At 63.4% G+C, this 20,432-nt stretch carries 22 protein-coding genes; 15 read left to right on the top strand and 7 right to left on the bottom strand.

Going from position 1 to position 20,432, the window contains the following annotated elements; all coding sequences use genetic code 11:
- The 10 genes from Q7V20_RS04405 to Q7V20_RS04450 all read left to right on the top strand — a co-directional run.
- Positions 1-829 (top strand): molybdopterin-dependent oxidoreductase (locus Q7V20_RS04405; protein WP_304787592.1); only part of this gene is annotated, 829 nt, incomplete at its 5' end.
- A gap of 16 nt (positions 830-845) precedes the next feature.
- Entirely contained in the window at positions 846-1,904 is a 1,059-nt protein-coding gene (nuoH, locus tag Q7V20_RS04410; protein WP_304787594.1) for an NADH-quinone oxidoreductase subunit NuoH, read from the top strand.
- 12 nt (positions 1,905-1,916) lie between these two features.
- Positions 1,917-2,417 (top strand): NADH-quinone oxidoreductase subunit NuoI, encoded by a 501-nt coding sequence (gene nuoI / locus Q7V20_RS04415; protein WP_304787596.1) that lies wholly within the window; start codon positions 1,917-1,919, stop codon positions 2,415-2,417.
- A gap of 12 nt (positions 2,418-2,429) precedes the next feature.
- On the top strand, positions 2,430-3,077 hold the full coding sequence (locus tag Q7V20_RS04420; protein ID WP_304787598.1) for an NADH-quinone oxidoreductase subunit J: 648 nt from the start codon (positions 2,430-2,432) through the stop codon (positions 3,075-3,077).
- Entirely contained in the window at positions 3,074-3,385 is a 312-nt protein-coding gene (gene nuoK, locus Q7V20_RS04425) for an NADH-quinone oxidoreductase subunit NuoK (RefSeq protein ID WP_230179292.1), read from the top strand. The genes Q7V20_RS04420 and nuoK overlap by 4 nt, the downstream gene beginning before the upstream one ends.
- Positions 3,386-3,412: 27 nt before the next feature.
- Positions 3,413-5,428 carry an NADH-quinone oxidoreductase subunit L gene (nuoL, locus tag Q7V20_RS04430; protein ID WP_304787602.1) on the top strand — a complete coding sequence of 672 codons (2,016 nt, stop codon included), beginning with the start codon at positions 3,413-3,415 and terminating at the stop codon, positions 5,426-5,428.
- Positions 5,429-5,452: 24 nt separating this feature from the next.
- On the top strand, positions 5,453-6,931 hold the full coding sequence (locus tag Q7V20_RS04435) for an NADH-quinone oxidoreductase subunit M (RefSeq protein WP_304787604.1): 1,479 nt from the start codon (positions 5,453-5,455) through the stop codon (positions 6,929-6,931).
- A gap of 14 nt (positions 6,932-6,945) precedes the next feature.
- Entirely contained in the window at positions 6,946-8,427 is a 1,482-nt protein-coding gene (nuoN, locus tag Q7V20_RS04440) for an NADH-quinone oxidoreductase subunit NuoN (RefSeq protein WP_304787606.1), read from the top strand.
- Between the two features lie 6 nt (positions 8,428-8,433).
- Positions 8,434-8,748, top strand: coding sequence for a DUF2818 family protein (locus tag Q7V20_RS04445; protein ID WP_304787608.1), 315 nt, complete (start codon positions 8,434-8,436; stop codon positions 8,746-8,748).
- Positions 8,749-8,752: 4 nt separating this feature from the next.
- Positions 8,753-9,352, top strand: a complete 600-nt coding sequence (locus Q7V20_RS04450) for an NUDIX domain-containing protein (protein ID WP_304787610.1) — start codon at positions 8,753-8,755, stop codon at positions 9,350-9,352.
- A 15-nt stretch (positions 9,353-9,367) separates the two neighbouring features.
- Here Q7V20_RS04450 and Q7V20_RS04455 read toward each other — a convergent pair whose 3' ends face one another.
- Positions 9,368-10,864 carry an FAD-binding oxidoreductase gene (locus Q7V20_RS04455; protein WP_304787612.1) on the bottom strand — a complete coding sequence of 499 codons (1,497 nt, stop codon included), beginning with the start codon at positions 10,862-10,864 and terminating at the stop codon, positions 9,368-9,370.
- A gap of 18 nt (positions 10,865-10,882) precedes the next feature.
- Positions 10,883-11,314, bottom strand: coding sequence for a DUF2069 domain-containing protein (locus Q7V20_RS04460; RefSeq protein ID WP_304787614.1), 432 nt, complete (start codon positions 11,312-11,314; stop codon positions 10,883-10,885).
- A gap of 62 nt (positions 11,315-11,376) precedes the next feature.
- Between Q7V20_RS04460 and Q7V20_RS04465 the strand changes: the two genes are divergently transcribed.
- The 3 genes from Q7V20_RS04465 (at position 11,377) to aroC (ending at position 14,490) form a co-directional block, all read left to right on the top strand.
- Complete coding sequence (locus Q7V20_RS04465; RefSeq protein WP_304787617.1) at positions 11,377-12,618, top strand: YihY family inner membrane protein; 1,242 nt, start codon at positions 11,377-11,379, stop codon at positions 12,616-12,618.
- Positions 12,619-12,815: 197 nt separating this feature from the next.
- On the top strand, positions 12,816-13,283 hold the full coding sequence (locus Q7V20_RS04470; RefSeq protein WP_304787618.1) for a CBS domain-containing protein: 468 nt from the start codon (positions 12,816-12,818) through the stop codon (positions 13,281-13,283).
- A gap of 103 nt (positions 13,284-13,386) precedes the next feature.
- Complete coding sequence (gene aroC, locus Q7V20_RS04475; protein ID WP_304787620.1) at positions 13,387-14,490, top strand: chorismate synthase; 1,104 nt, start codon at positions 13,387-13,389, stop codon at positions 14,488-14,490.
- A 5-nt stretch (positions 14,491-14,495) separates the two neighbouring features.
- Here the strand turns inward: aroC and gloA are convergent, their stop codons facing one another.
- The 5 genes from gloA to Q7V20_RS04500 form a co-directional block, all read right to left on the bottom strand.
- The gene (gene gloA, locus Q7V20_RS04480; protein WP_304787622.1) at positions 14,496-14,903 is read right to left on the bottom strand and encodes a lactoylglutathione lyase; all 408 of its coding nucleotides are present in this window, start codon (positions 14,901-14,903) and stop codon (positions 14,496-14,498) included.
- Between the two features lie 3 nt (positions 14,904-14,906).
- A complete protein-coding gene (locus Q7V20_RS04485) occupies positions 14,907-16,730 on the bottom strand; it encodes a bifunctional anthranilate synthase component I family protein/class IV aminotransferase (RefSeq protein ID WP_304787624.1) in 1,824 nt (607 codons plus the stop codon).
- Positions 16,731-16,749: 19 nt separating this feature from the next.
- Positions 16,750-17,250, bottom strand: coding sequence for a disulfide bond formation protein B (locus Q7V20_RS04490; RefSeq protein WP_304787626.1), 501 nt, complete (start codon positions 17,248-17,250; stop codon positions 16,750-16,752).
- 3 nt (positions 17,251-17,253) lie between these two features.
- Positions 17,254-17,709, bottom strand: a complete 456-nt coding sequence (locus tag Q7V20_RS04495; protein WP_304787628.1) for a RidA family protein — start codon at positions 17,707-17,709, stop codon at positions 17,254-17,256.
- 94 nt (positions 17,710-17,803) lie between these two features.
- Positions 17,804-19,603, bottom strand: coding sequence for an ABC transporter ATP-binding protein/permease (locus Q7V20_RS04500; RefSeq protein WP_304787630.1), 1,800 nt, complete (start codon positions 19,601-19,603; stop codon positions 17,804-17,806).
- Between the two features lie 120 nt (positions 19,604-19,723).
- Between Q7V20_RS04500 and Q7V20_RS04505 the strand changes: the two genes are divergently transcribed.
- Together Q7V20_RS04505 and Q7V20_RS04510 are read left to right on the top strand one after the other, a co-directional pair.
- Positions 19,724-19,918, top strand: coding sequence for a hypothetical protein (locus tag Q7V20_RS04505; RefSeq protein WP_304787632.1), 195 nt, complete (start codon positions 19,724-19,726; stop codon positions 19,916-19,918).
- A gap of 142 nt (positions 19,919-20,060) precedes the next feature.
- Positions 20,061-20,369, top strand: coding sequence for a hypothetical protein (locus Q7V20_RS04510; RefSeq protein WP_304787634.1), 309 nt, complete (start codon positions 20,061-20,063; stop codon positions 20,367-20,369).
- The last annotated feature ends 63 nt before the right edge of the window (positions 20,370-20,432 follow it).

Genomic DNA, 20,432 nt, shown 5'->3' on the forward strand with positions numbered 1-20,432 from the left:
CCTGGGCGAATCGGCCAACACCGTCGGTGCCCAACTGGTGGGTGCGCAGCCCAAGCAGGGCGGCTTGAACGCCGGCCAGATGCTCTCAGGCAACCAGCTCAAGGCGGTGCTGCTGTTCAACGCCGAGCCCGAGTTCGATGCGGCGAATCCTGTTGCCGCGCGCGCTGCGGTCAACAACGCACAGATGGTCGTCTCCCTGTCGGCCTTCAAGTCGGGCGCCAACGAGTACGCCGATGTGCTGCTGCCCATCGCGCCGTTCTCGGAAACCTCCGGCACCTTCGTGAACGCCGAAGGCCGTGTGCAAAGCTTCCATGGCGTGGTCAAGCCCCTGGGCGACACCCGTCCCGCCTGGAAGGTGTTGCGCGTACTGGGCAACATGTTGAGCATCCCTGGTTTCGAATTCGAGACCTCGGAAGAAGTCCGCGCCGCCGCCTTGGGCGATCTGGCGTCGATCCCTTCACGCCTGTCCAACCAAAGCACGGCCGCGATCCAGTTGCAAGGCTCGACCGGTGGCCTGGAGCGCATTGCCGATGTGCCGATCTACAGCGCGGATGCGTTGGTGCGCCGCTCAGAGTCCCTGCAAAAGACTGCTGATGCCAAGGCCCCGGTGGTCAGCTTGTCCAAGGCCTTGTGGGCCGAGTTGGGCCTGGCCGATGGTGCGCAGGTGAGGGTGTCGCAAGACAACGGTTCGGCCACCCTGGCTGCGGTGCTGGATGCCAGCCTGCCCGCCAATGTGGTGCGTGTGCCTGCGGGCCATGCCTTGACGTCGTCGCTGGGCGCGCAGTTTGGCGCCATTCGGGTTGAAAAACTCGGCGCCGACAAAGTCTGAGGCGAAGGAACATCACATGATTGATACCTTTTACACAGCTGGCGCGGACGCCCTGGGCGGCGCCTGGCCCGTGGTCTGGTCGCTGATCAAGATCGTCTGCGTGCTGCTGCCCTTGCTGGGCTGTGTGGCCTATCTGACCTTGTGGGAACGCAAGTTCATCGGTTGGACGCAAGTGCGGCCCGGCCCGAACCGCACCGGCCCTTACGGCCTGCTGCAGCCCATCGCCGATGCCGTCAAGCTGATCTTCAAGGAGATCATCGTGCCGTCGGCGGCGAACAAGGGCTTGTTCTTCCTGGGGCCCATCATGACCATCATGCCGGCCCTGGCCGCCTGGGCCGTCATCCCTTTTGGCCCAGAGGTCGCGCTGGCCAATGTCAACGCCGGTCTGCTGTTCCTGATGGCGATCACCTCGCTGGAAGTCTATGGCGTGATCATCGCGGGCTGGGCTTCCAACTCCAAGTACGCCTTCCTGGGTGCCATGCGGGCTTCGGCGCAAATGGTGTCGTATGAGATTGCCATGGGCTTCTGCCTGGTGATCGTGCTGATGGTGTCGGGCTCGCTGAACATGAGCGACATCGTGCTGGCGCAGGACAAGGGCACCTTCGCCGAGCAAGGCTGGAGCTTCATGTCGTGGAACTGGCTGCCTTTGCTGCCGATCACGGTCGTGTACTTCATCTCCGGTCTGGCCGAGACCAACCGCCACCCCTTCGACGTGGTGGAAGGCGAATCGGAAATCGTGGCCGGCCACATGGTCGAGTATTCAGGCATGGCCTTCGCCATGTTCTTCCTGGCCGAGTACGCCAACATGATCCTGGTGTCGGCCCTGGCCGCCGTCATGTTCTTTGGCGGCTGGCTGGCGCCGGTGCATGCCTTGAACTTCATCCCCGGATGGATCTGGCTGTTCGGCAAAACCTTCCTCATCGTGACCATGTTCCTGTGGGTGCGGGCATCGTTCCCCCGCTTCCGTTTTGACCAGATCATGCGTCTGGGCTGGAAGATCTTCATCCCGATCACCCTGGTGTGGTTGGTGATCGTGGGGGTCTGGATCATGTCTCCCTGGAACATCTGGAAGTAAGGGGCTGAGCTCATGAGTACCGCAACCTTCTCACTCAAAAATTTCGTATCGAGCTTCTTCCTCGCGGAGATGTTCAAGGGACTGGCCTTGACCGGCCGCCACTTCCTCAAGCCGCACATCACCGTGCAGTTTCCGGAAGAAAAGACGCCCATGTCGCCACGCTTCCGTGGTCTGCACGCCCTGCGCCGTTACGAGAACGGCGAAGAGCGCTGCATCGCCTGCAAGCTGTGCGAAGCCGTCTGCCCGGCCATGGCCATCACGATCGAATCCGAAGTGCGTGACGACGGTTCGCGCCGCACCACGCGCTACGACATCGATTTGACCAAGTGCATCTTCTGCGGCTTCTGCGAAGAAAGCTGCCCGGTCGACTCGATCGTCGAGACGCACATCTTTGAATACCACGGCGAAAAGCGTGGCGATCTGTACTTCACCAAGGACATGCTCCTGGCCGTGGGCGACCGCTACGAGAAAGAAATCGCAGCCAGCAAGGAGGCGGACGCGAAGTACCGCTGATCCGACAAACACATGGACACCTTAACTGCGCTCTTCTACGTTTTTTCCTTCGTGCTGCTGTTCGCGGCCTTTCGCGTGATCACCGCGAAAAGCCCGGTCAGCGCGGCCTTGCACCTGGTGCTGGCCTTCTTCAGCGCGTCCTGCATCTGGATGCTCCTGCAAGCCGAGTTCCTGGCCATCGCGCTGGTGCTCGTCTACGTGGGGGCGGTCATGGTGCTGTTCCTCTTCGTGGTGATGATGCTGGACATCAACATCGACTCGATCCGCCAGGGCTTCTGGAAGCACTTCCCGCTGGCTGGCTTGATCGGCGTGGTCATCGCGCTGGAAATGGCCTTCGTGCTGACCCGTGGCTTCGACCTGGGCCTGCCCAAGGCTTTCCCGCCTGAAGTGGCCAAGCACCCCAACACCAAGGCGTTGGGCATCGAGTTGTACACGCACTACCTGTTCCCGGTGCAGATCGCCGCCGTCATCCTGCTGGTGGCCATCATCGCCGCCATCGCCTTGACCCTGCGCCGCCGCAAGGACTCGCACTATCAGAACCCCGCCGAACAGGTCAAGGCCACCAAGGCCGATCGCCTGCGCGTCGTGAAGGTGGATGCTTTCGTCGAGAAGCCTGCCGCACCCGTTGACTCTTCAAACCCCGCTGGAGGTCAGGCATGACCGCTGTGACCCTTGGACACTACCTGTCACTGGGCGCGATCTTGTTCGCCATGTCCGTGATCGGCATCTTCCTGAACCGCAAGAACCTGATCGTGCTGCTGATGGCCATTGAGCTGATGCTGCTGGCCGTGAACATGAACTTCGTCGCGTTCTCCCATTACCTGGGCGACATGGACGGGCAGGTCTTTGTGTTCTTCATCCTGACGGTGGCGGCCGCCGAATCGGCGATTGGCCTGGCCATCCTCGTGGTGCTGTTCCGCAATCGGCAATCGATCAACGTGGACGAGCTCGACACCCTCAAGGGTTGATCGGCTGACGCTAGGAGAACCATAACAATGTCAGAGCTCACTCTCAACAACCTGCTGGTCGTGCCGTTGGCACCGCTGGTGGGTTCGATCGCGGCAGGCCTGTTCGGCAAGGCCATTGGCCGCCGCGGATCGCACGTGTTGACCATCCTCGGTGTGTTGATCGCCTTCATCTTCTCGGCCATGACGCTGCAGGCGGTGGTCCAGGATGGCGCTTATTTCAACCAGACGGTCTACGAATGGATGACCCTCGGGCCGTTGAAGATGGAAGTCGGCTTCATGGTCGACGGCCTCACCGCCATGATGATGTGCGTGGTGACCTTCGTCTCGCTGATGGTGCACATCTACACCATCGGCTACATGGAAGAGGACGACGGCTACCAGCGCTTCTTCAGCTACATCTCGCTGTTCACCTTCTCAATGCTGATGCTCGTGATGAGCAACAACCTGCTGCAGCTGTTCTTCGGCTGGGAAGCGGTGGGCCTGGTGTCCTACCTGCTGATTGGTTTCTGGTTCAAGAAGCCCACGGCCATCTTCGCCAACATGAAGGCCTTCCTGGTCAACCGCGTGGGTGACTTTGGCTTCATCCTGGGCATTGGCCTGATCGTGGCCTACACAGGCTCGCTCAGCTACACCGAGATCTTTGCCAAGGGCAACGATCTGGCGGCACTGACCTTGCCCAAGACCGACTGGTCGCTCATCACGGTCATCTGCATCTGCCTGTTCATCGGCGCGATGGGCAAGTCGGCGCAGTTCCCGCTGCACGTCTGGCTGCCCGATTCGATGGAAGGCCCGACCCCGATCTCCGCGCTGATCCACGCCGCCACCATGGTGACGGCCGGCATCTTCATGGTGTCGCGCATGTCGCCACTGTTCGAGCTGTCGGATGCCGCGTTGAACTTCATCGTGGTGATCGGCTCGATCACGGCGCTGTTCATGGGCTTCCTGGGCATCATCCAGAACGACATCAAGCGCGTGGTGGCTTATTCCACCTTGTCGCAGCTGGGTTACATGACCGTGGCCTTGGGCGTGTCGGCTTACAACGTGGCCGTGTTCCACCTGATGACGCACGCGTTCTTCAAGGCGCTGCTGTTCCTGGGCGCCGGTTCGGTCATCATGGGCATGCACCATGATCAGGACATTCGCAACATGGGCGGGCTGCGCAAGTACATGCCCATCACCTGGATCACGTCTTTGTTGGGTTCGCTGGCCCTGATCGGCACGCCGTTCTTCTCTGGCTTCTACTCCAAGGACTCCATCATCCTGGCGGTTGAGGCCAGCACCTTGCCGGCAGCAGGCTTCGCGCAGTTCGCCGTGCTGGCCGGTGTGTTCGTGACAGCCTTCTACAGCTTCCGGATGTACTTCCTCGTCTTCCACGGCAAGGAGCATTTCCATCACAAGCCCTTCCCGGGTGAGCACGATCACCACGACGACCACGGTGATGATCACCACTCACACGACCACACCCCGCACGAATCACCCTGGGTGGTGACGGTGCCGCTGTTGCTGCTGGCCATCCCTTCGGTGGTGATCGGCTTCCTGGCCATCGATGCGATGTTGTTCGGTGACTTCCTGAAGTCGGCGATCTTCGTGGATGCCGCCAAGCACCCGGCCATGGCCGAGCTGGCGCACCATTTCCACGGTGCCACCGCGATGGCCCTGCATGGCTTCCAGTCCCTGCCGTTCTTCCTGGCGCTGGGTGGCGTGGTCACGGCCTATGTGTTCTACATGGTGGCCCCGCAGATCCCCGCGATGTTCGCCCGTGTGCTGCGTCCGCTGATCGTGATCGGCGAGAACAAGTACTACCTGGACTGGTTCAACGAAAACGTGCTGTCCGCGGGCGCCCGCCTGCTGGGCCGTGGCCTTTGGAAGATTGGCGACGAAGCCCTGATCGACGGCGTGGCCGTGAACGGTTCGGCCAAGCTGGTCGGCCTGATCAGTTCGCTGGTTCGCCTGTTCCAGACCGGTTATCTCTATCACTACGCGCTGGTCATGATCCTGGGGGTGTTCGCCCTCATGACATGGTTTGTGTTCATGCACCCTTGAGCGCGGGGCCAGTTCATGCAAACAATGTCCAATACCCTTTCTCTGGCCATCTGGATCCCGGTGGCTTTCGGGGCCTTGCTGCTGGCCATCGGCCGGCAGGAAAACGCCCATGTCACCCGCTGGATCGCGCTGATCGGCGCCATCGTGGGCTTCCTGGTCACCATCCCCTTGATGACGCAGTTCGACAACAGCACGGCCGCCATGCAGTTCGTCGAGAAGTCAGCCTGGATCGAGCGCTTCAATGTGTTCTACCACCTGGGCGTCGATGGCATCTCGATGTGGTTCGTGCCACTGACGGCCTTCATCACCATCATCGTGGTGATGGCGGGCTGGCAGGTCATTGAAGACCGCCCGCACCAGTACTACGGCGCCTTCCTGATCCTGTCGGGCCTGATGGTTGGCGTGTTCTCGGCGATCGATGGTCTGCTGTTCTACGTCTTCTTCGAAGCCACGCTGATCCCGATGTACATCATCATCGGCGTGTGGGGCGGACCGCGCCGCGTGTATGCGGCGTTCAAGTTCTTCCTGTACACGCTGCTCGGCTCGCTGCTGATGCTGATCGCGCTGATCTTCCTGTACTACAAGTCGGGTGGCAGCTTCGACATCCTGACCTGGCACAAGCTGCCTTTGCCTGCCCTGGCGCAGTCGTTGCTGTTTGGCGCCTTCTTCGCGGCGTTTGCCGTGAAGGTGCCGATGTGGCCGGTGCACACTTGGTTGCCCGATGCCCACGTCGAGGCGCCCACGGGTGGCTCGGTGGTGCTGGCCGCCATCATGCTGAAGCTGGGTTGCTACGGCTTCCTGCGCTTCATGCTGCCCATCGTGCCGGACGCCAGCCGTGAGTTCGCCCCTGTGGTGATCACGCTGTCGCTGATCGGCGTGATCTACATCGGCCTGGTGGCCATGGTGCAGCAAGACATGAAGAAGCTGGTGGCGTACTCGTCCATCGCCCACATGGGCTTCGTCACCCTGGGTTTCTTCATCTTCAATGAGCTGGGCGTGTCTGGCGGCCTGGTGCAGATGATTGCCCACGGTTTTGTCTCGGGCGCCATGTTCCTGAGCATTGGCGTGCTGTACGACCGCGTCCACTCGCGTGAGATTGCCAGCTACGGCGGGGTGGTCAACACCATGCCCAAGTTCGCGGCGTTTGCCTTGTTGTTCTCGATGGCCAATTGCGGTCTGCCGGGCACCGCGGGTTTCGTCGGCGAATGGATGGTGATCCTGGGTGCCGTTCAGTACGACTTCCTGATCGGCCTGCTGGCCTCCACCGCGCTGATCTTTGGCGCCGCTTACACGCTGTGGATGTACAAGCGCGTGTACCTGGGCGACATCGCCAATGACGATGTGCGCGGCCTGACCGACCTCAATGCGCGAGAATTTCTGATCATGGCCATCCTGGCCGTTGCCGTGCTGTGGATGGGCATCCAGCCCAAGCCGTTCACCGACGCGATGCACGTGTCCGTGACCGAGCTGCTCAAGCACGTCGCACAAAGCAAGCTGAACTGAGGCCCGAGAACAACATGACACAACTGAACTGGCTCGCGGTCGCCCCCGAGATCTTGTTGCTGGCCATGGCCTGCGTGGTCGCGCTGGTGGATCTTTTCGTGACCCATCCGCGTCGTTTGCCGACGTACATCCTGACCATGGTCTCGCTGGCCGCCGTGGCCGGCCTGCACCTGGGCGCGCTGGACGTCAGCGGCTCCAGCTACGCCATGCAGCGCATGGTGGTGACCGACCCGATGGGGCATTTGCTGAGCCTGTGCGCCACCTTGGCGGTGATGGCCAGCCTGGTCTATGCGCAGACCTACGCCGGTGCGCGCGACATGCTCAAGGGCGAGTTGTTCACCCTGAGCATGTTCGCCTTGCTGGGCATCTCGATCATGATCATCGGCAACAATTTCCTGACCATTTATTTGGGTCTGGAATTGATGTCCTTGTCGTCGTATGCCTTGGTGGCCTTGCGCCGTGACCATTCGCAATCGACCGAAGCGGCCATGAAGTACTTCGTGCTGGGCGCACTGGCCAGCGGCTTCCTGCTGTATGGCCTGTCGATGATGTACGGCGCCACAGGCTCGCTGGACCTGGGCAAGGTCTACGAAGCCACGCTTTCTGGCGCCATCAACAAGCAGGTGCTGGTGTTCGGCCTGGTGTTCATCGTCTCCGGCCTGGCTTTCAAGCTGGGGGTGGTGCCTTTCCACATGTGGATCCCCGACGTCTACCAAGGTGCGCCCACGGCCGCCACTTTGCTGGTGGCTGGTGCGCCCAAGCTGGCCGCCTTCGCGATCACCATCCGCCTGCTGGTGGAAGGCCTGATCAACACGGCCACCGACTGGCAGCAGATGCTGATGATCCTGGCCGTGGCCTCGATGGCGCTGGGCAACCTGGCGGCCATCGCGCAGACCAACCTCAAGCGCATGCTGGCTTACTCCGGCATCGCGCAGCTGGGTTTCATGCTGCTGGGTTTTGTGCCCAGCGTGGTGTCGGGCAACACCTTGTCGTCCAGCAATGGCTATGGCTCGGCCTTGTTCTACGTGCTGACCTATGTGCTGACCACCTTGGGCACCTTCGGCATCATCATGTTCCTGTCGCGCCCGGGCTTCGAGTCCGAGCAGGTGTCTGACCTGGCGGGCCTGAGCAAGCGCAGCCCGCAGATGGCCGCCGTGATGGCCGTGTTCATGTTCTCGCTGGCTGGTTTGCCGCCCACGGTGGGCTTCTATGCCAAGCTGGCGGTGCTGCAATCGCTGGTCACCACCAGCTCGGCCTTGCACTTGCAACTGGCCATTGCCGCCGTGCTGTTGTCGCTGGTGGGCGCCTTCTACTACCTGCGCATCGTCAAGGTCATGTACTTCGATGAGCCCACGGACACCACGCCGGTCACGGCCAGTGGCGAGGCCCGTGCCTTGCTGTCGGTCAACGCCATCGCGGTGCTGGGCCTGGGCATCCTGCCGGGCGGTTTGATGGCCTTGTGTGCGCGCGCCATCACCCAGTCGCTGGCGGGCTGACCCGGCATGGGCGGCCTGATCCCGGTTTGGGCGGTGGTGGCCGTGCTGTTGGTGGCCATGCTGGCCGCCAACGCGCCTTTCCTGAACAACCGCCTTTTTTTGCTGGGGCCCACCCGGGTGCCCAAGTCGCTTTTCGTGCGGCTGCTGGAGCTGCTGGTGTATGCCAGCCTGGTCTTTGGCCTGGGGCGAGCCCTGGAAGCGCAGTTGGGTCAAACCAGCCCTCAGCGCTGGGAGTTCTATGCCGTGGGCGCCTTGACTTTCCTGACCCTGGCTTTTCCAGGCTTTGTGTGGCGCTACCTGCGCCGCAACGCGGTGCATTGAGCTGATGAGCCAGCAGCCCACGCCCGACTTCAACGACGACCACCTGCGCGAAGAAACCATCGAGTCGAAGCAGGTCTACCAAGGCCATTTCATCGACCTTCGCCGCGACCGTGTGCGCCTGCCCAGTGGGCGTGAAGCTGCGCGCGAATACGTGGTGCATCCCGGCGCCGTGATGATCGTCGCGATCCTGCCCGATGGCGGCCTGGTGATGGAGCGCCAGTACCGCTATCCCGTGCGCCAGACCATGATCGAGTTCCCCGCGGGCAAGCTGGACGCGGGCGAGGGCGGTCTGGCCTGTGCGCAACGCGAGTTGTGGGAAGAAACTGGCTACCGTGCCAGACGCTGGGCCAAGGCCGGCATCATGCACCCCGTGATCGGCTATGCGACTGAGATCATCGAGATCTGGTTCGCCGATGACTTGACGCTGGGTGAACGCCATCTCGACGACGGCGAGTTCCTCGACGTGTTCACGGCCACGGCCGATGAGTTGGACCAGTGGATGCAGCAAGGCCTGCTGACCGATGCCAAAACCATCGTCGGGATGATGTGGCTCAAGCAGTGGCGGGCCGGTGCCTGGCCCTTGGACTGGCAAGAAATCGCCTGACGGCGGCCATCACCTTCAGGCGCCTTGCTCAGGGCCGCGGTCAGCGCTGATCAATCGTCCCGGGTTCATCAGACCCAAAGGATCCAGCGCCTGCTTGATCGCCCGCATCATGCCCAAGGCCACGGCTGATTTGCGCCGCGCGAGTTCGTCGTGCCTGAGCTGGCCAATCCCATGCTCGGCCGACAGCGTGCCGCCCAGTTGCAAGGCCGTGTCGTAGACCAGGCGGTTGACCTCGGCTTCGTGCTCGGCCACAAAGGTGGCGCCGGGCATGCCGGGCGGGCTCTGCACGTTGTAGTGCAGATTGCCATCGCCCAGGTGCCCGAAACAAACCACCTTGCAGCCTGGGAAGGCATGGGCCAGTTGCGCTTGCGTGGTGCGAACGAATGCCGGGATGGCCGAGGTGGGCACGGCGATGTCATGCTTGACCATCAGCCCTTCCTGGCGTTCGGCCATGGGGATGGCTTCGCGCAGGGCCCACATGGCGTGGTTCTGCGTGTGGTTCTGCGCAATGGTGGCGTCCAGGACAATGCCGTCGGCCACGGCATGGGCCAGCAAAGCTTCCAGCCCGGTGCGCGCTGTGAGGTCGGACTCGGCATGGGCCGTGTCGATCAGGACCGTCCACTCGGGCACGGGGCCCGTGGCCGTGTCGATGGTGTCGTTCACCAAGGGTGCCATGGCATGGGCCTGCTCGGGCAGGTATTGCCGAACCAGCGCAATGGGCCAGGCATGCATGACTTCGAAGCCGGTCAGCCCCGCATCCAGCCGCGCGCGGGCGCTTTGCAGAAGAGCCACGCAAGCGTCCAGGCTGGGGCAGGTGGCCAGCGCGGTCACCTGCCCCACAGGTTGCGGAAACAGGCGCAGCGTGGCGGCGGTGATGATGCCCAGGGTGCCTTCGCTGCCGATGAACAGGTCGCGCAGGTCGTAGCCACTGTTGTCCTTGCGCAAGGCGGTCAGGCCATCCCAGATTTCACCCCGTGCGGTGACGACTTCCAGGCCCAGGCACAATTCGCGGGCCGTGCCGTAGCGCAGCACTTGTGTGCCGCCCGCGTTGGTGGCCAGGTTGCCGCCAATGGTGCAGGAGCCCTCGGCCGCCAGGCTCAAGGGGAAGAGCAGCCCGGCTTGCGACGCCGCCTCCTGAACCTGGGCCAGCAGGCAACCGGCCTGAACGGTCATGGACAGGTTGGCGCGGTCAACCGCCACGACCTGGTTGAGGCGCTGCAAGTTGAGCAGCAATTGCTTGCCGCTGCCATCCGGGATGGATCCGCCCACCAGGCTGGTGTTGCCACCCTGCGGCACCAGGCTGACCCCGTGGTGGGCGCACAGCTTGACCACGGCCGCCACCTGAAGCGTGTCGCGCGGGCGGGCGATGGCCAAAGCCTCGCCCGCGTAGCGACCACGCCAATCGCGCAGGTAAGGCGCCAGATCGTCTGCACCGTCGCTGTCGGGCAAGATCAGGCCTTCGTCGCCCAGGACTTGGTGCAAGGACTCCAGAAAGGCGTGGATGCTGGACATGGTGGACTGGCGGGTGGCTCAAGCCGCCACGGAGGGCGCGGCCTTGCCCGCCTTCAACCGCAGGCGCACATACACCGCGCAGGCGGTGAACAGGCTCAGGCTCAAGGCCACTTCGATGCCTGCCAGGGCCTGGCTGAGGCCCGTGTCGCTGGCGGCCCGCATGGCGCCTTCGGTGAAGTACAGCCACACCAGCAAGGACAACCAGCGGAAGGTGTACATGCGGTGTTTGATCAAGCCGGTGAGCCCGAAGACCAGCGGCAAGACCTTGAGTGCCAGCATGCCCGTGCCGCCTTTCAACGGGGCCAGGTGCAGCTCCCACAGCAAGCCCAGCACGATCAGGCCGACCAGCGAGCCGAAGGCGATCCAGCGCACTTGGTTGATGGCACGCAAGCGTGAGGCCGGGTGCTGGCCCAGCGGGATGACGGGCAATGGGTCGAAGTTGTCAGGCATCAAATTGGAGCAGGTTGGGGGTGGTGGCGTCGTTGGCGCACCATGGCTGGCATCATAGCCAGATGATTTCGAAATTGACCGTGTGGACGACGGCGCGCCAGCGTTGGTCGGCCCTGATCCTGGCTTTGAAGCAGTGGCCCTGGGCCGAAACCCTGGTGACCCTGCGCCAGCGTTTTCGGGAAGACCGCCTGGGCATCACGGCAGGCAGCCTGACCTTCACCACCACGATCGCGCTGGTGCCTTTGTTCACGGTGATGCTGGCCTTGTTCAGCGCCTTCCCGGTGTTCGCGCGTTTTCGCAAGACGCTGGAGTTGCAGTTCATCCAGGGCTTTGTGCCCGATGCTATCGCCAAGCCGGTGCTGCTGTCGCTGACCAAATTTGCACTCAAGGCCAGCCAGTTGGGGGGCATGGGCCTGATCGTGCTGGCCGTGACCGCCTTGGCCCTGATGCTGACCATTGACCGCACGCTCAACGCCATCTGGCGGGTGCGCACGCCCAGGCCCATGGCGCAGCGGGTGCTGGTGTACTGGTCCGCGCTGACCCTGGGGCCGCTGGTGTTGGGCGCCAGCCTGTCGGTGACGTCGTACCTGCTGTCGGCTTCGCGCGGACTGGTGGATGAGTTGCCCGGTGGGGTCGAGTTTTTCTTAGGGCTGATCGTTTTCAGCTTGCAGACTGCCGGGTTTGCCGCGCTGTTCCGGTTTGTACCCAACACCTACGTGCGCTGGGAACACGCCTGGGGCGGTGCCTTGTTCGTGTCGGGCACCCTGGAGTTGGGGCAAAAGGCGCTGGCCCTGTACCTCGGCAAGGTGCCGATCTACTCGACCATTTATGGTGCGTTCGCGGCCGTGCCCATCTTCCTGGTCTGGATCTACCTGAGCTGGGTGATCGTGCTGATGGGGGCGGTGATCGCGGCCTACACGCCCAGTCTGCTGTCGCGGGTGAAGCGCTGGCCCGACACGCCGGGGCACCGATTCCAGCTGAGCCTGGCGCTGCTCAAGGCTTTGGCTGCGGTGCAGCATGAACAGCAAAAGGGCCATTCGGCCGAGGCCCTGGCGGCCTTGCTTCGCACCGATCCGCTGCAGATCGAGCCCATTTTGGAAACCTTGGTGGAGCTGGACTGGATTGCGCGGCTCGATGAGCCGGATGCGGAAGGCGGAGGCCGTTTTGTGCTGCTGTGCGATCCTGACCGGACGGTCATGGCGCCACTGGTGGGGCGCCTTTTGCTCAAGCCCGATGGCTTCACCGATGGCTTTTGGGCGGCCGCCAAACTGGACGAGTTGACCCTGCGACAATCCCTGACGTAACAGTGTGCAGGCCAAGTCAGGGTGAACCCGAGCCTGCCGCGCGCCGGATGGGCATTTGGGCACGGTTTGAGCTTCAAAAGCCCAGAATTTGCGCGGGTTTGAGCCCGATCACCCATTGGCGTTTGCCACATATTGCGGCAATATGACTCAACAGCGTCAGACGCACTGTGCAACCCCTGAACAAGAGGAGACCGACCATGAAAGTCAGCGACATCCTGCGAGTCAAAGGCAGCACGCTCTACACCGTGCAGCCTGAACAGCCCCTGTCCGAGGCGGTCAACACCATGGCCCAGTTCGACATCGGATCCCTGGTGGTGATGGAGCACGGCGACGTGGTCGGCATGCTGACCTTCCGAGAGGTGATCCAGGCCGTGGTGCGCAATGGGGGCGTCATGGGTGACACCCGCGTGCGCTCGGTGATGGACGACCACCCGCTCACCTGCACCCCCGACACCGAGATCGACGAAGTGCGCCGCATGATGCTCAGCCGCCACGCGCGCTACATGCCGGTCATGACGCAAAAAACCTTGATGGGCGTGATGTCGTTCTACGACGTGGCCAAGGCCGTGGTTGACAGCCAGGACTTCGAAAACCGCATGCTCAAGGCCTACATCCGCGACTGGCCGGTGGAAGAAGAGGCTGGCGAGCGCCAGGCTTTGCTCTAAGCAAGCAAGCCGCTTCCACCCAAAACGCCCGGCTTTGTCCGGGCGTTGTCGTCATGGGGGACAATGGCGGTCTCGCGTTTTTCGCAATTACCTGGTTCGCGCAATGGCTGGCAGCACCCTCGGACTTTTGTTTTCCGTCACCAATTTCGGCGAGTCGCATGGCCCTGGCATCGGCTGCGTAATCGATGGCTGCCCACCCGGCATGGTCTTGTCCGAGGCCGACATCCAGCCTGAGCTGGACCGCCGTCGCCCCGGCACCTCCCGCCACGTCACCCAGCGCAACGAGCCTGACGCGGTCGAAATCCTCAGCGGCGTCTACGAAGGCAAGACCACCGGCGCCCCCATCGCCCTGCTGATCCGCAACACCGACCAGCGCAGCAAGGACTACGGCAACATCCTGCAGACTTTCCGCCCCGGCCACGCCGACTACACCTACTGGCACAAATACGGCCTGCGCGACCCGCGTGGTGGTGGCCGCTCCTCGGCGCGCCTCACTGCGCCCATGGTGGCAGCCGGTGCCGTGGCCAAGAAGTGGTTGCGTGAGCAGTACGGCACCGAGTTTCGCGGTTGCATGACCCAGCTCGGCAACATGCCCATCGCCTTCGAAGGCTGGGAGCACGTGCACCAGAACCCCTTCTTCGCACCCAACACCAGCCAGATCCAAGCGCTGGAAGATTACATGGACGCCTTGCGCAAGGAAGGCGACTCCTGCGGCGCGCGCCTGACCGTCGAGGCCACCAAGGTGCCCGTCGGCCTGGGCGCGCCCCTGTTCGACAAGCTGGACGCCGACATCGCCTACGCCATGATGGGCATCAACGCCGTCAAGGGCGTCGAAATTGGCGATGGCTTTGGCGTGGTGGCCCAGAAGGGCAGCGAGCATGGCGACGAGCTGACGCCCGAGGGCTTTGGCTCCAACCACGCTGGGGGCGTGCTGGGGGGCATTTCCACCGGGCAGGACTTGCGCGTGTCGATCGCCATCAAGCCGACCAGCTCGATCCGCGTGCCGCGCCAGTCCATCGACCTGGATGGACAGCCCGCCACGGTGGAAACTTTCGGTCGCCACGACCCTTGCGTGGGCATCCGCGCCACGCCAATCGCCGAGGCCATGCTGGCCCTGGTGTTGATCGACCACGCCTTGATGCACCGCGCGCAGTGTGGCGACGTGGTGGTGAGCACGCCGCAGATCGCGGCGCAGCGACCCGGCTGACTCGGTCAATCCGTGATGCCGCGCTCGATCAATTCGATCTTGTAGCCATCCGGATCGGTGATGAAGGCGATCACCGTGTTGCCGCCCTTGACGGGTCCTGGCTCACGCGTGATGGCGCCCCCCAGGGCCACGGCCTTGTCGCGCACCGCCTGGCAGGTGGCCACGATGTCATCGACGCCAATGGCGATGTGGCCGTAAGCCGTGCCCAGTTCGTACTTGTCGACGCCGTAGTTGTAGGTCAGCTCCAACTCCGCCTGCCCCGGGTTGCCGCCGCCAAAAGCCAGGAAGGACAGGCTGTATTGCTGGTCGGGCCGGTCGGTGGTGCGCAGCAGGGTCATGCCCAGCACCTGGGTGTAAAAGTCGATGGAGCGTTGCAGGTTGGTGACCCGCAGCATGGTGTGCAGAAAGCGCATTTTTCAATCTCCGGCGGGTGGTTCGGTGGGCAGCAGTTCGGCGTCCATCCAGCCGCGAACGCTGTTGATCAAGGCCAGGCCTTTGGCTTGGCGCAGCTCACCCAGGGTAATGGTGCGCTCGCGCACGCGGCCTTCGGCCAGCAAGGTTTCGCGCATCACGCCCGGCAGCAGTCCGGCCGACAAAGGCGGCGTGAACCACTCGCCCGCCAGTTTCACGGCCACATTGCCGATGGTGAACTCGGTGACCTCGCCTTGGGCGTTCCACAGCAGGGTGTCGAAGCAGCCGGGTGGCGGGTTGAAGAGCGCATAGGCGCCGCGCTGCGTGGTCTTGTGGGCGATGAACTCATCCGCCGCAGGCATGGCATGGGCGGCCAAGGCCACGCGGATGGGCAGGGTCGTGGCCGCCAGGGGGCTGGATTCACACGTGGCCTGACCTTGGGCGTCCAGCAGCAGGCGCACCTTGTGGAGGCCCTGGGGATGTGCCTGCGCATGCCGGTTCAAGGTGCTGCGGACCGCTGCGAGGTCCAGCGGAAAACCAAAGTGTCTGGCCGCACGCGCCAGGCGCTGAAGGTGGGCGTCCAGCCTGGGGAGGTGGCCCTCTTCCAGCCGCAGTGATTCCAGCAGTTCAAAGGGCTGAGCCGCGCGCTTCAGGAAAGCCTGCTTGTGCCGCCATTCACTGGCCTCGGCTTCGGCCGTGGCGTCCAGCGTGATGCCGCTGCCGATGCCGCAATGGGCGTCCCAGCCAGGCTGCGATCCCGGCCGCAGCACAACGGTGCGTATGGGCACGTTGAAGGTCACTTCACCCCCAGGTGCCATCAAGCCGACAGCGCCGCAGTACACGCCGCGCGGCGCGCCTTCCAGCGCCGCAATGTGGTGCATGGCGCGCCGTTTGGGTGCCCCGGTGATCGAGCCACAAGGGAACAGCGCCGCGAACACATCCGACAAGCGCAGGCCTTCGCGCGTGCGTGCCTGCACGGTCGAGGTCATCTGCAACACCGTGGGCAGAGCCTGCACGTCGAACAGCGAAGGCACCTGCACCGAGCCCAGCTGCGCGATGCGCGACAGGTCGTTGCGCAACAGGTCCACGATCATCAGGTTCTCGGCCCGCTCCTTGTCGCTGGTTTGCAGGTGCCGGGCGGCGGCAGCGTCTTCATCAGGCGTGCGGCCACGAGCCGCCGTGCCCTTCATGGGGCGGGTGGTGATCTGGTCGCCATGCCAATGGAAGAACAGCTCGGGCGACACGCTCAGCACATGGCTGAGGCCTGCGGCGGAGGGTTGCTCGGCGGTGTCCAGGTAGACCGCGTAGCCATCGGGCTGGCTGCGGTGCAGGGCATGGAAGTACTGGAGCGCGGTCTCCGGCGCCTTCGGCTCAAGCTGGCTGCTCAGCGGCGTGGTCAGGTTGATCTGGTAGACCTCGCCCGCCCGGATCAATTCATGAATGGCCTCGATCTGCGAAGTGAAGGCGTGAGGGCTCAAGCTGGATTGCCAGGGCGTGGTTTGCCAGGCGCCCCGATGAGTCGCGGTGGGCCAGGGCAGGGCCTGGTCGAACACGGCGAACATGGCCAGCGCTTGGCCGGGCTCCGGCGGGCAAACGGGCAAATGATGGTCAAACGCGGGGGCCGCCTCATAGCCCACCCAGCCCACGCACCAGCGGCCTTGCCGGGCATGCTCGTGGGCTGCGTCGATGACGCTGCGCACTTGGGCCAGGTCGGTGGCCACCAGCCAGGTCAACGCGGGGCCAAACGCGTGCCGTTGGCGGCAGCCTTGCGCGGCAGGAAAATCTAGCAAGGCCACCGGGGGTGGCGAAGGCACCGCGCTGATGCTCATGGCAGCGAGCGAAATCGCTTCAGCCGCGCGCGCGCAGAGCGCACCACAAGCCTGCCAGGCCCAGCACCACGAACAGCGCCAGGCTCCAGAACTCAAACGGCACACCCACGAGATTGGCGGCGGCATCGGCGCAGGATGAGCGCACCTCGAAGGCCGCTGGCAGCGCGGTGTCCAGGTGCAGGCTGGAGACGATGCGGTCCGCCAGGGTCAGGTTGCACGACGAGGTCTTGGCGGCCACGAAGTGCTGGTACCAGGCCGAGGCCGCACCTGACGCAGCCGCCGGAACGATCAGCAGCGATGACAACACCGTGACCACGCGGCCACCGATCAATGCACCCAGCCCGGCCAGGATCGCGATCAGCAGGAACAGCACTCGCTGCAGGATGCACCAGGGGCAAGGCTGCATGTCCAGTTGGTATTGGGCAAACAGCGCAAAGCCCACGGCGGCCAGGCAGGCCAGGGCGATCAGGGCCAGCACCGGGCGACCGGACGGGGCAGGGCGGAGGTTGATCGAACGCATGGATCAGGCCACTTCGGCGATGAGCTCGATCTCGACGCAGGCGCCCAGCGGAATTTGCGCCACGCCAAACGCGCTGCGCGCATGGCGGCCCGGCTCACCAAACACCTCGGCCAGCAGTTCGGAGCAGCCATTGGTGACCAGGTGGTGTTCGGTGAAATCAGGGGTGCTGTTGACCAGGCTCATGACCTTGACGATGCGCACCACATTGTCCAGGCCGCCAGCGGCCACCTGCAGCGTGCCCATCAGGTCGATGGCCACGGCACGCGCGGCCTGCTGGCCTTCGGCGGTGGTCATGGTCTTGCCCAACTGGCCGACCCACACTTGCCCGTCTTTCTTGGCAATGTGGCCCGACAAAAACACCAGGTTGCCCGTGCGCATGAAGGGCAGGTAGGAGGCGGCTGGCACGGCCACGGGGGGCAGCGTGATGCCCAGGGTGTCGAGGCGGTCTTGGATGGACATGGTGGCAACAAATCAAGGGGGTGGAACGGCCCGCCGACAGCGGGTCAAAAGCGGCAGGTCAAAGCTTGCCCACGATCCTACACCGCCACCCGTGTCATGCTGTGGTGAAGGCCCATTGGCCACCCTGGCTCAGCACCAGCCGGTGGGAGTGAAAACCGTCCAGCGTGCTGCGGTGGCCCACGCTCACCAACATGCATTGCGGCAACTCTTTTCGCAGCAAGGTGTACAGCGCGTGCTCCAACCCTTCATCGGTGGCCGAGGTGGCTTCGTCCAGGAAGGCGATGCGGGGTTGGTTCAACAGCACGCGCGCAAATGCCAGGCGCTGCTGCTCGCCCAGCGACAGGATGCCGGACCAATCGGCGGGCTCGTCCAGGTGGGACTGCAAATGGCCCAGTTGCACCTTGAGCAAGGCGTCGTGGATCAGCGCGTCGTCCCGCACCAGTGCGGGGTAGGTCAGCGCGCTGCGCAAATTGCCCAGGGGCAGGTAAGGCCGTTGCGACAAGAACAGGGCGTGTGTGCCCATGGGCCGATCGACCGTGCCCTGGGCATGCGGCCAAAGCCCTGCCAGTGTGCGCAGCAAGGTGGTTTTGCCACTGCCGGAAGCGCCTTTGATCAGCATGCTCTGGCCGGGCTGCAAGGTGAGGCTCAAGCCTTGCACCAAGGGATGGCCGTCGGGCCGCGACACGCCCACACTTGCGATCACCAAGGCATCATCGCGGTCATTCAGCTGGATGCTGGGCAACGCGCGTGCTGCCTGGTTAGCGTCCATGAAACCCGTCAAGCGATCAAGGGCCGCGCGGTATTGCGCGAACTCGTCGTACGACATGCGAAAGAAGGACAGCGCATCTTGCACCTGGCCAAAGGCCTGCGAGGTTTGCATCACATCACCCAGTTTGATCGCACCGCTGAAGAAGCGAGGCGCCTGCAAGATGAAGGGAAACACCACGGCCAACTGGTTGGCGGCAAGGTTGAAGCCATCGAACTTCAAACCCCGGAACAGCAGTGCCCAAACATTGGCGATGACCGCCGCGAAGCGGTTCATCAGGGTGGCGCGTTCCACGCGCTCACCTTGGTAGAAGGCGATGTTCTCGGCGTTCTCACGCAAGCGCATGAGGGCGTAGCGGAAGTTGGCGCTCAAGCGTTCGTTCAGGAAGTTCAAGCTGATCAGCGGGCGGCCCAGCTTGAAGGCGAACACGGTGACCACGATCACATAGATGTACACCAGGAAGACCATGGCGCGTGGCACCTCGATCCCCATGATGGCCAGGGCACCGGACAAACCCCACAAGATGCCCGTGAAGGCCACCAGCGACACGACGGCATCGGCCGTGCCAATCGACAGCTTGCGGGAAGACGAGACAAACGTGGTGATGTCTTGCTGGATGCGCTGGTCGGGGTTGTCCACCGGCTCGTTCAGAAATTGGCCGCGGTAATAAGCATCGCCTTCCAGCCAATCTTTGGTCAGCCGCTCGTTCAACCAGGTGCGCCAGTCGATGTCGAAGGCCTGGCTGACGTAGGCAGTGAGCAGTGCCCTGAGCACATGCACGGTGGCCAGGATGCTGAAGATGCCCAGGAAGAACCAGAAGGCCTTTTGGTCGAGGGCCTGCAAGGCGCTGTAAAAGCCGTTGTACCAAAGCGAGAACAGCACGTTCATGCGCACCGAGAACATGGCCAGGAACAGGATGAAGGCCACCGTCAACGTGGGTTTCCAACTGCGCCTGGGCGTCAGGTAGGGCCAGCCCAGGCGCAAAAACTGGCGCCCCCAACGGGTGCTGCGTGTGACCACAAACCCCACGGCCACGAACCCCACGCTGGTGAGGGCGAATGCCTGGGCCACCCACACCAGGCTGGCCACCAGCTCTTGACTCCAATCCACTTCGGTCTCCTTGCGCATGCTGTGCGAAGCAATTGTGCTTGACGGCCAGCCCCGGGTAGATTCCTGGCACGAATGGTGCACCTTCAGGCTAGACTGGACACGACCAGCACTGCGCGAGTGCTCACACGATGTATCACCATGAATGATGATGACGAGCGTGACGCCTGGATTGACCGCTGCTCAGCCGAGTTGCGGGCCTTCCGACCCAGCCTGAGCGCTGACGAAGCCGAGCAGTTGGCCGCCGACATCTGGTGCGACTCTCCCAGCTTGGGGCCCGAAGACGCCGCCGAGCGCGAAGTGGCCAGTTGGCGCAGTCTGGGCATCAGGGACTGACCGAGCCCCCTAATTTGGCACCGCCCACTCGCTCTTTGTGGGGGTTTCAAGCGCGCCGCCTCTGGCTACGATTCCTGCATCACCAAGACGTGTGCAGGAGAGTGCGATGAGGATCAATGCCAACCCAATGAGCGCGATGGGCATGTTTGCCTTCATGGATGGCCTGGGCCGTGCCCTGTTCAAACCCAGTGGGCCAGGCCCCTCCCGGCGAGATCCGGGGCCGTTCTACTGGAAAGTCATGTACATCGATGAGAACGGCGTGTTGCGCCGCTCCACCGTCAGGGTCATCACCCTGCACACCGACCTGCGGCGCCTGACCGTGTGGTGCGACGCTCTGGGCCGCGAATGCGTCCTGAAAATCAGCAAGATCGTGGAGGCCAACGATCTGCAAAGTGGTCGCAAGGTCAATCTGCACCGGTGGATGGCCAACCAGCAAACCGAGCCGGTGTGAGCCTGTTTCGTCCGGAAAACAACGTGTCATCCCCCCGGCTTGGGGTGGTTTCCGGCCAACAAC

The organism is Aquabacterium sp. (assembly GCF_030652515.1).
Classification (GTDB): Bacteria; Pseudomonadota; Gammaproteobacteria; order Burkholderiales; family Burkholderiaceae_C; genus Aquabacterium.

What these genes read in the sequence shown, in the direction of transcription:
- Q7V20_RS04495 (WP_304787628.1), bottom strand. Translation starts at nt 17,709, where the DNA reads ATGTCCATCCAAGACCGCCTCGACACCCTGGGCATCACGCTGCCCCCC.
- Q7V20_RS04470 (WP_304787618.1), top strand. Translation starts at nt 12,816, where the DNA reads ATGAAAGTCAGCGACATCCTGCGAGTCAAAGGCAGCACGCTCTACACC.
- nuoN (WP_304787606.1), top strand. Translation starts at nt 6,946, where the DNA reads ATGACACAACTGAACTGGCTCGCGGTCGCCCCCGAGATCTTGTTGCTG.
- Q7V20_RS04435 (WP_304787604.1), top strand. Translation starts at nt 5,453, where the DNA reads ATGTCCAATACCCTTTCTCTGGCCATCTGGATCCCGGTGGCTTTCGGG.
- nuoK (WP_230179292.1), top strand. Translation starts at nt 3,074, where the DNA reads ATGACCGCTGTGACCCTTGGACACTACCTGTCACTGGGCGCGATCTTG.
- Q7V20_RS04450 (WP_304787610.1), top strand. Translation starts at nt 8,753, where the DNA reads ATGAGCCAGCAGCCCACGCCCGACTTCAACGACGACCACCTGCGCGAA.
- Q7V20_RS04490 (WP_304787626.1), bottom strand. Translation starts at nt 17,250, where the DNA reads ATGCGTTCGATCAACCTCCGCCCTGCCCCGTCCGGTCGCCCGGTGCTG.
- Q7V20_RS04420 (WP_304787598.1), top strand. Translation starts at nt 2,430, where the DNA reads ATGGACACCTTAACTGCGCTCTTCTACGTTTTTTCCTTCGTGCTGCTG.
- aroC (WP_304787620.1), top strand. Translation starts at nt 13,387, where the DNA reads ATGGCTGGCAGCACCCTCGGACTTTTGTTTTCCGTCACCAATTTCGGC.
- nuoH (WP_304787594.1), top strand. Translation starts at nt 846, where the DNA reads ATGATTGATACCTTTTACACAGCTGGCGCGGACGCCCTGGGCGGCGCC.
- Q7V20_RS04485 (WP_304787624.1), bottom strand. Translation starts at nt 16,730, where the DNA reads ATGAGCATCAGCGCGGTGCCTTCGCCACCCCCGGTGGCCTTGCTAGAT.
- Q7V20_RS04505 (WP_304787632.1), top strand. Translation starts at nt 19,724, where the DNA reads ATGAATGATGATGACGAGCGTGACGCCTGGATTGACCGCTGCTCAGCC.
- Q7V20_RS04465 (WP_304787617.1), top strand. Translation starts at nt 11,377, where the DNA reads ATGATTTCGAAATTGACCGTGTGGACGACGGCGCGCCAGCGTTGGTCG.
- Q7V20_RS04445 (WP_304787608.1), top strand. Translation starts at nt 8,434, where the DNA reads ATGGGCGGCCTGATCCCGGTTTGGGCGGTGGTGGCCGTGCTGTTGGTG.
- gloA (WP_304787622.1), bottom strand. Translation starts at nt 14,903, where the DNA reads ATGCGCTTTCTGCACACCATGCTGCGGGTCACCAACCTGCAACGCTCC.
- Q7V20_RS04500 (WP_304787630.1), bottom strand. Translation starts at nt 19,603, where the DNA reads ATGCGCAAGGAGACCGAAGTGGATTGGAGTCAAGAGCTGGTGGCCAGC.
- Q7V20_RS04510 (WP_304787634.1), top strand. Translation starts at nt 20,061, where the DNA reads ATGTTTGCCTTCATGGATGGCCTGGGCCGTGCCCTGTTCAAACCCAGT.
- Q7V20_RS04455 (WP_304787612.1), bottom strand. Translation starts at nt 10,864, where the DNA reads ATGTCCAGCATCCACGCCTTTCTGGAGTCCTTGCACCAAGTCCTGGGC.
- Q7V20_RS04460 (WP_304787614.1), bottom strand. Translation starts at nt 11,314, where the DNA reads ATGCCTGACAACTTCGACCCATTGCCCGTCATCCCGCTGGGCCAGCAC.
- nuoL (WP_304787602.1), top strand. Translation starts at nt 3,413, where the DNA reads ATGTCAGAGCTCACTCTCAACAACCTGCTGGTCGTGCCGTTGGCACCG.
- nuoI (WP_304787596.1), top strand. Translation starts at nt 1,917, where the DNA reads ATGAGTACCGCAACCTTCTCACTCAAAAATTTCGTATCGAGCTTCTTC.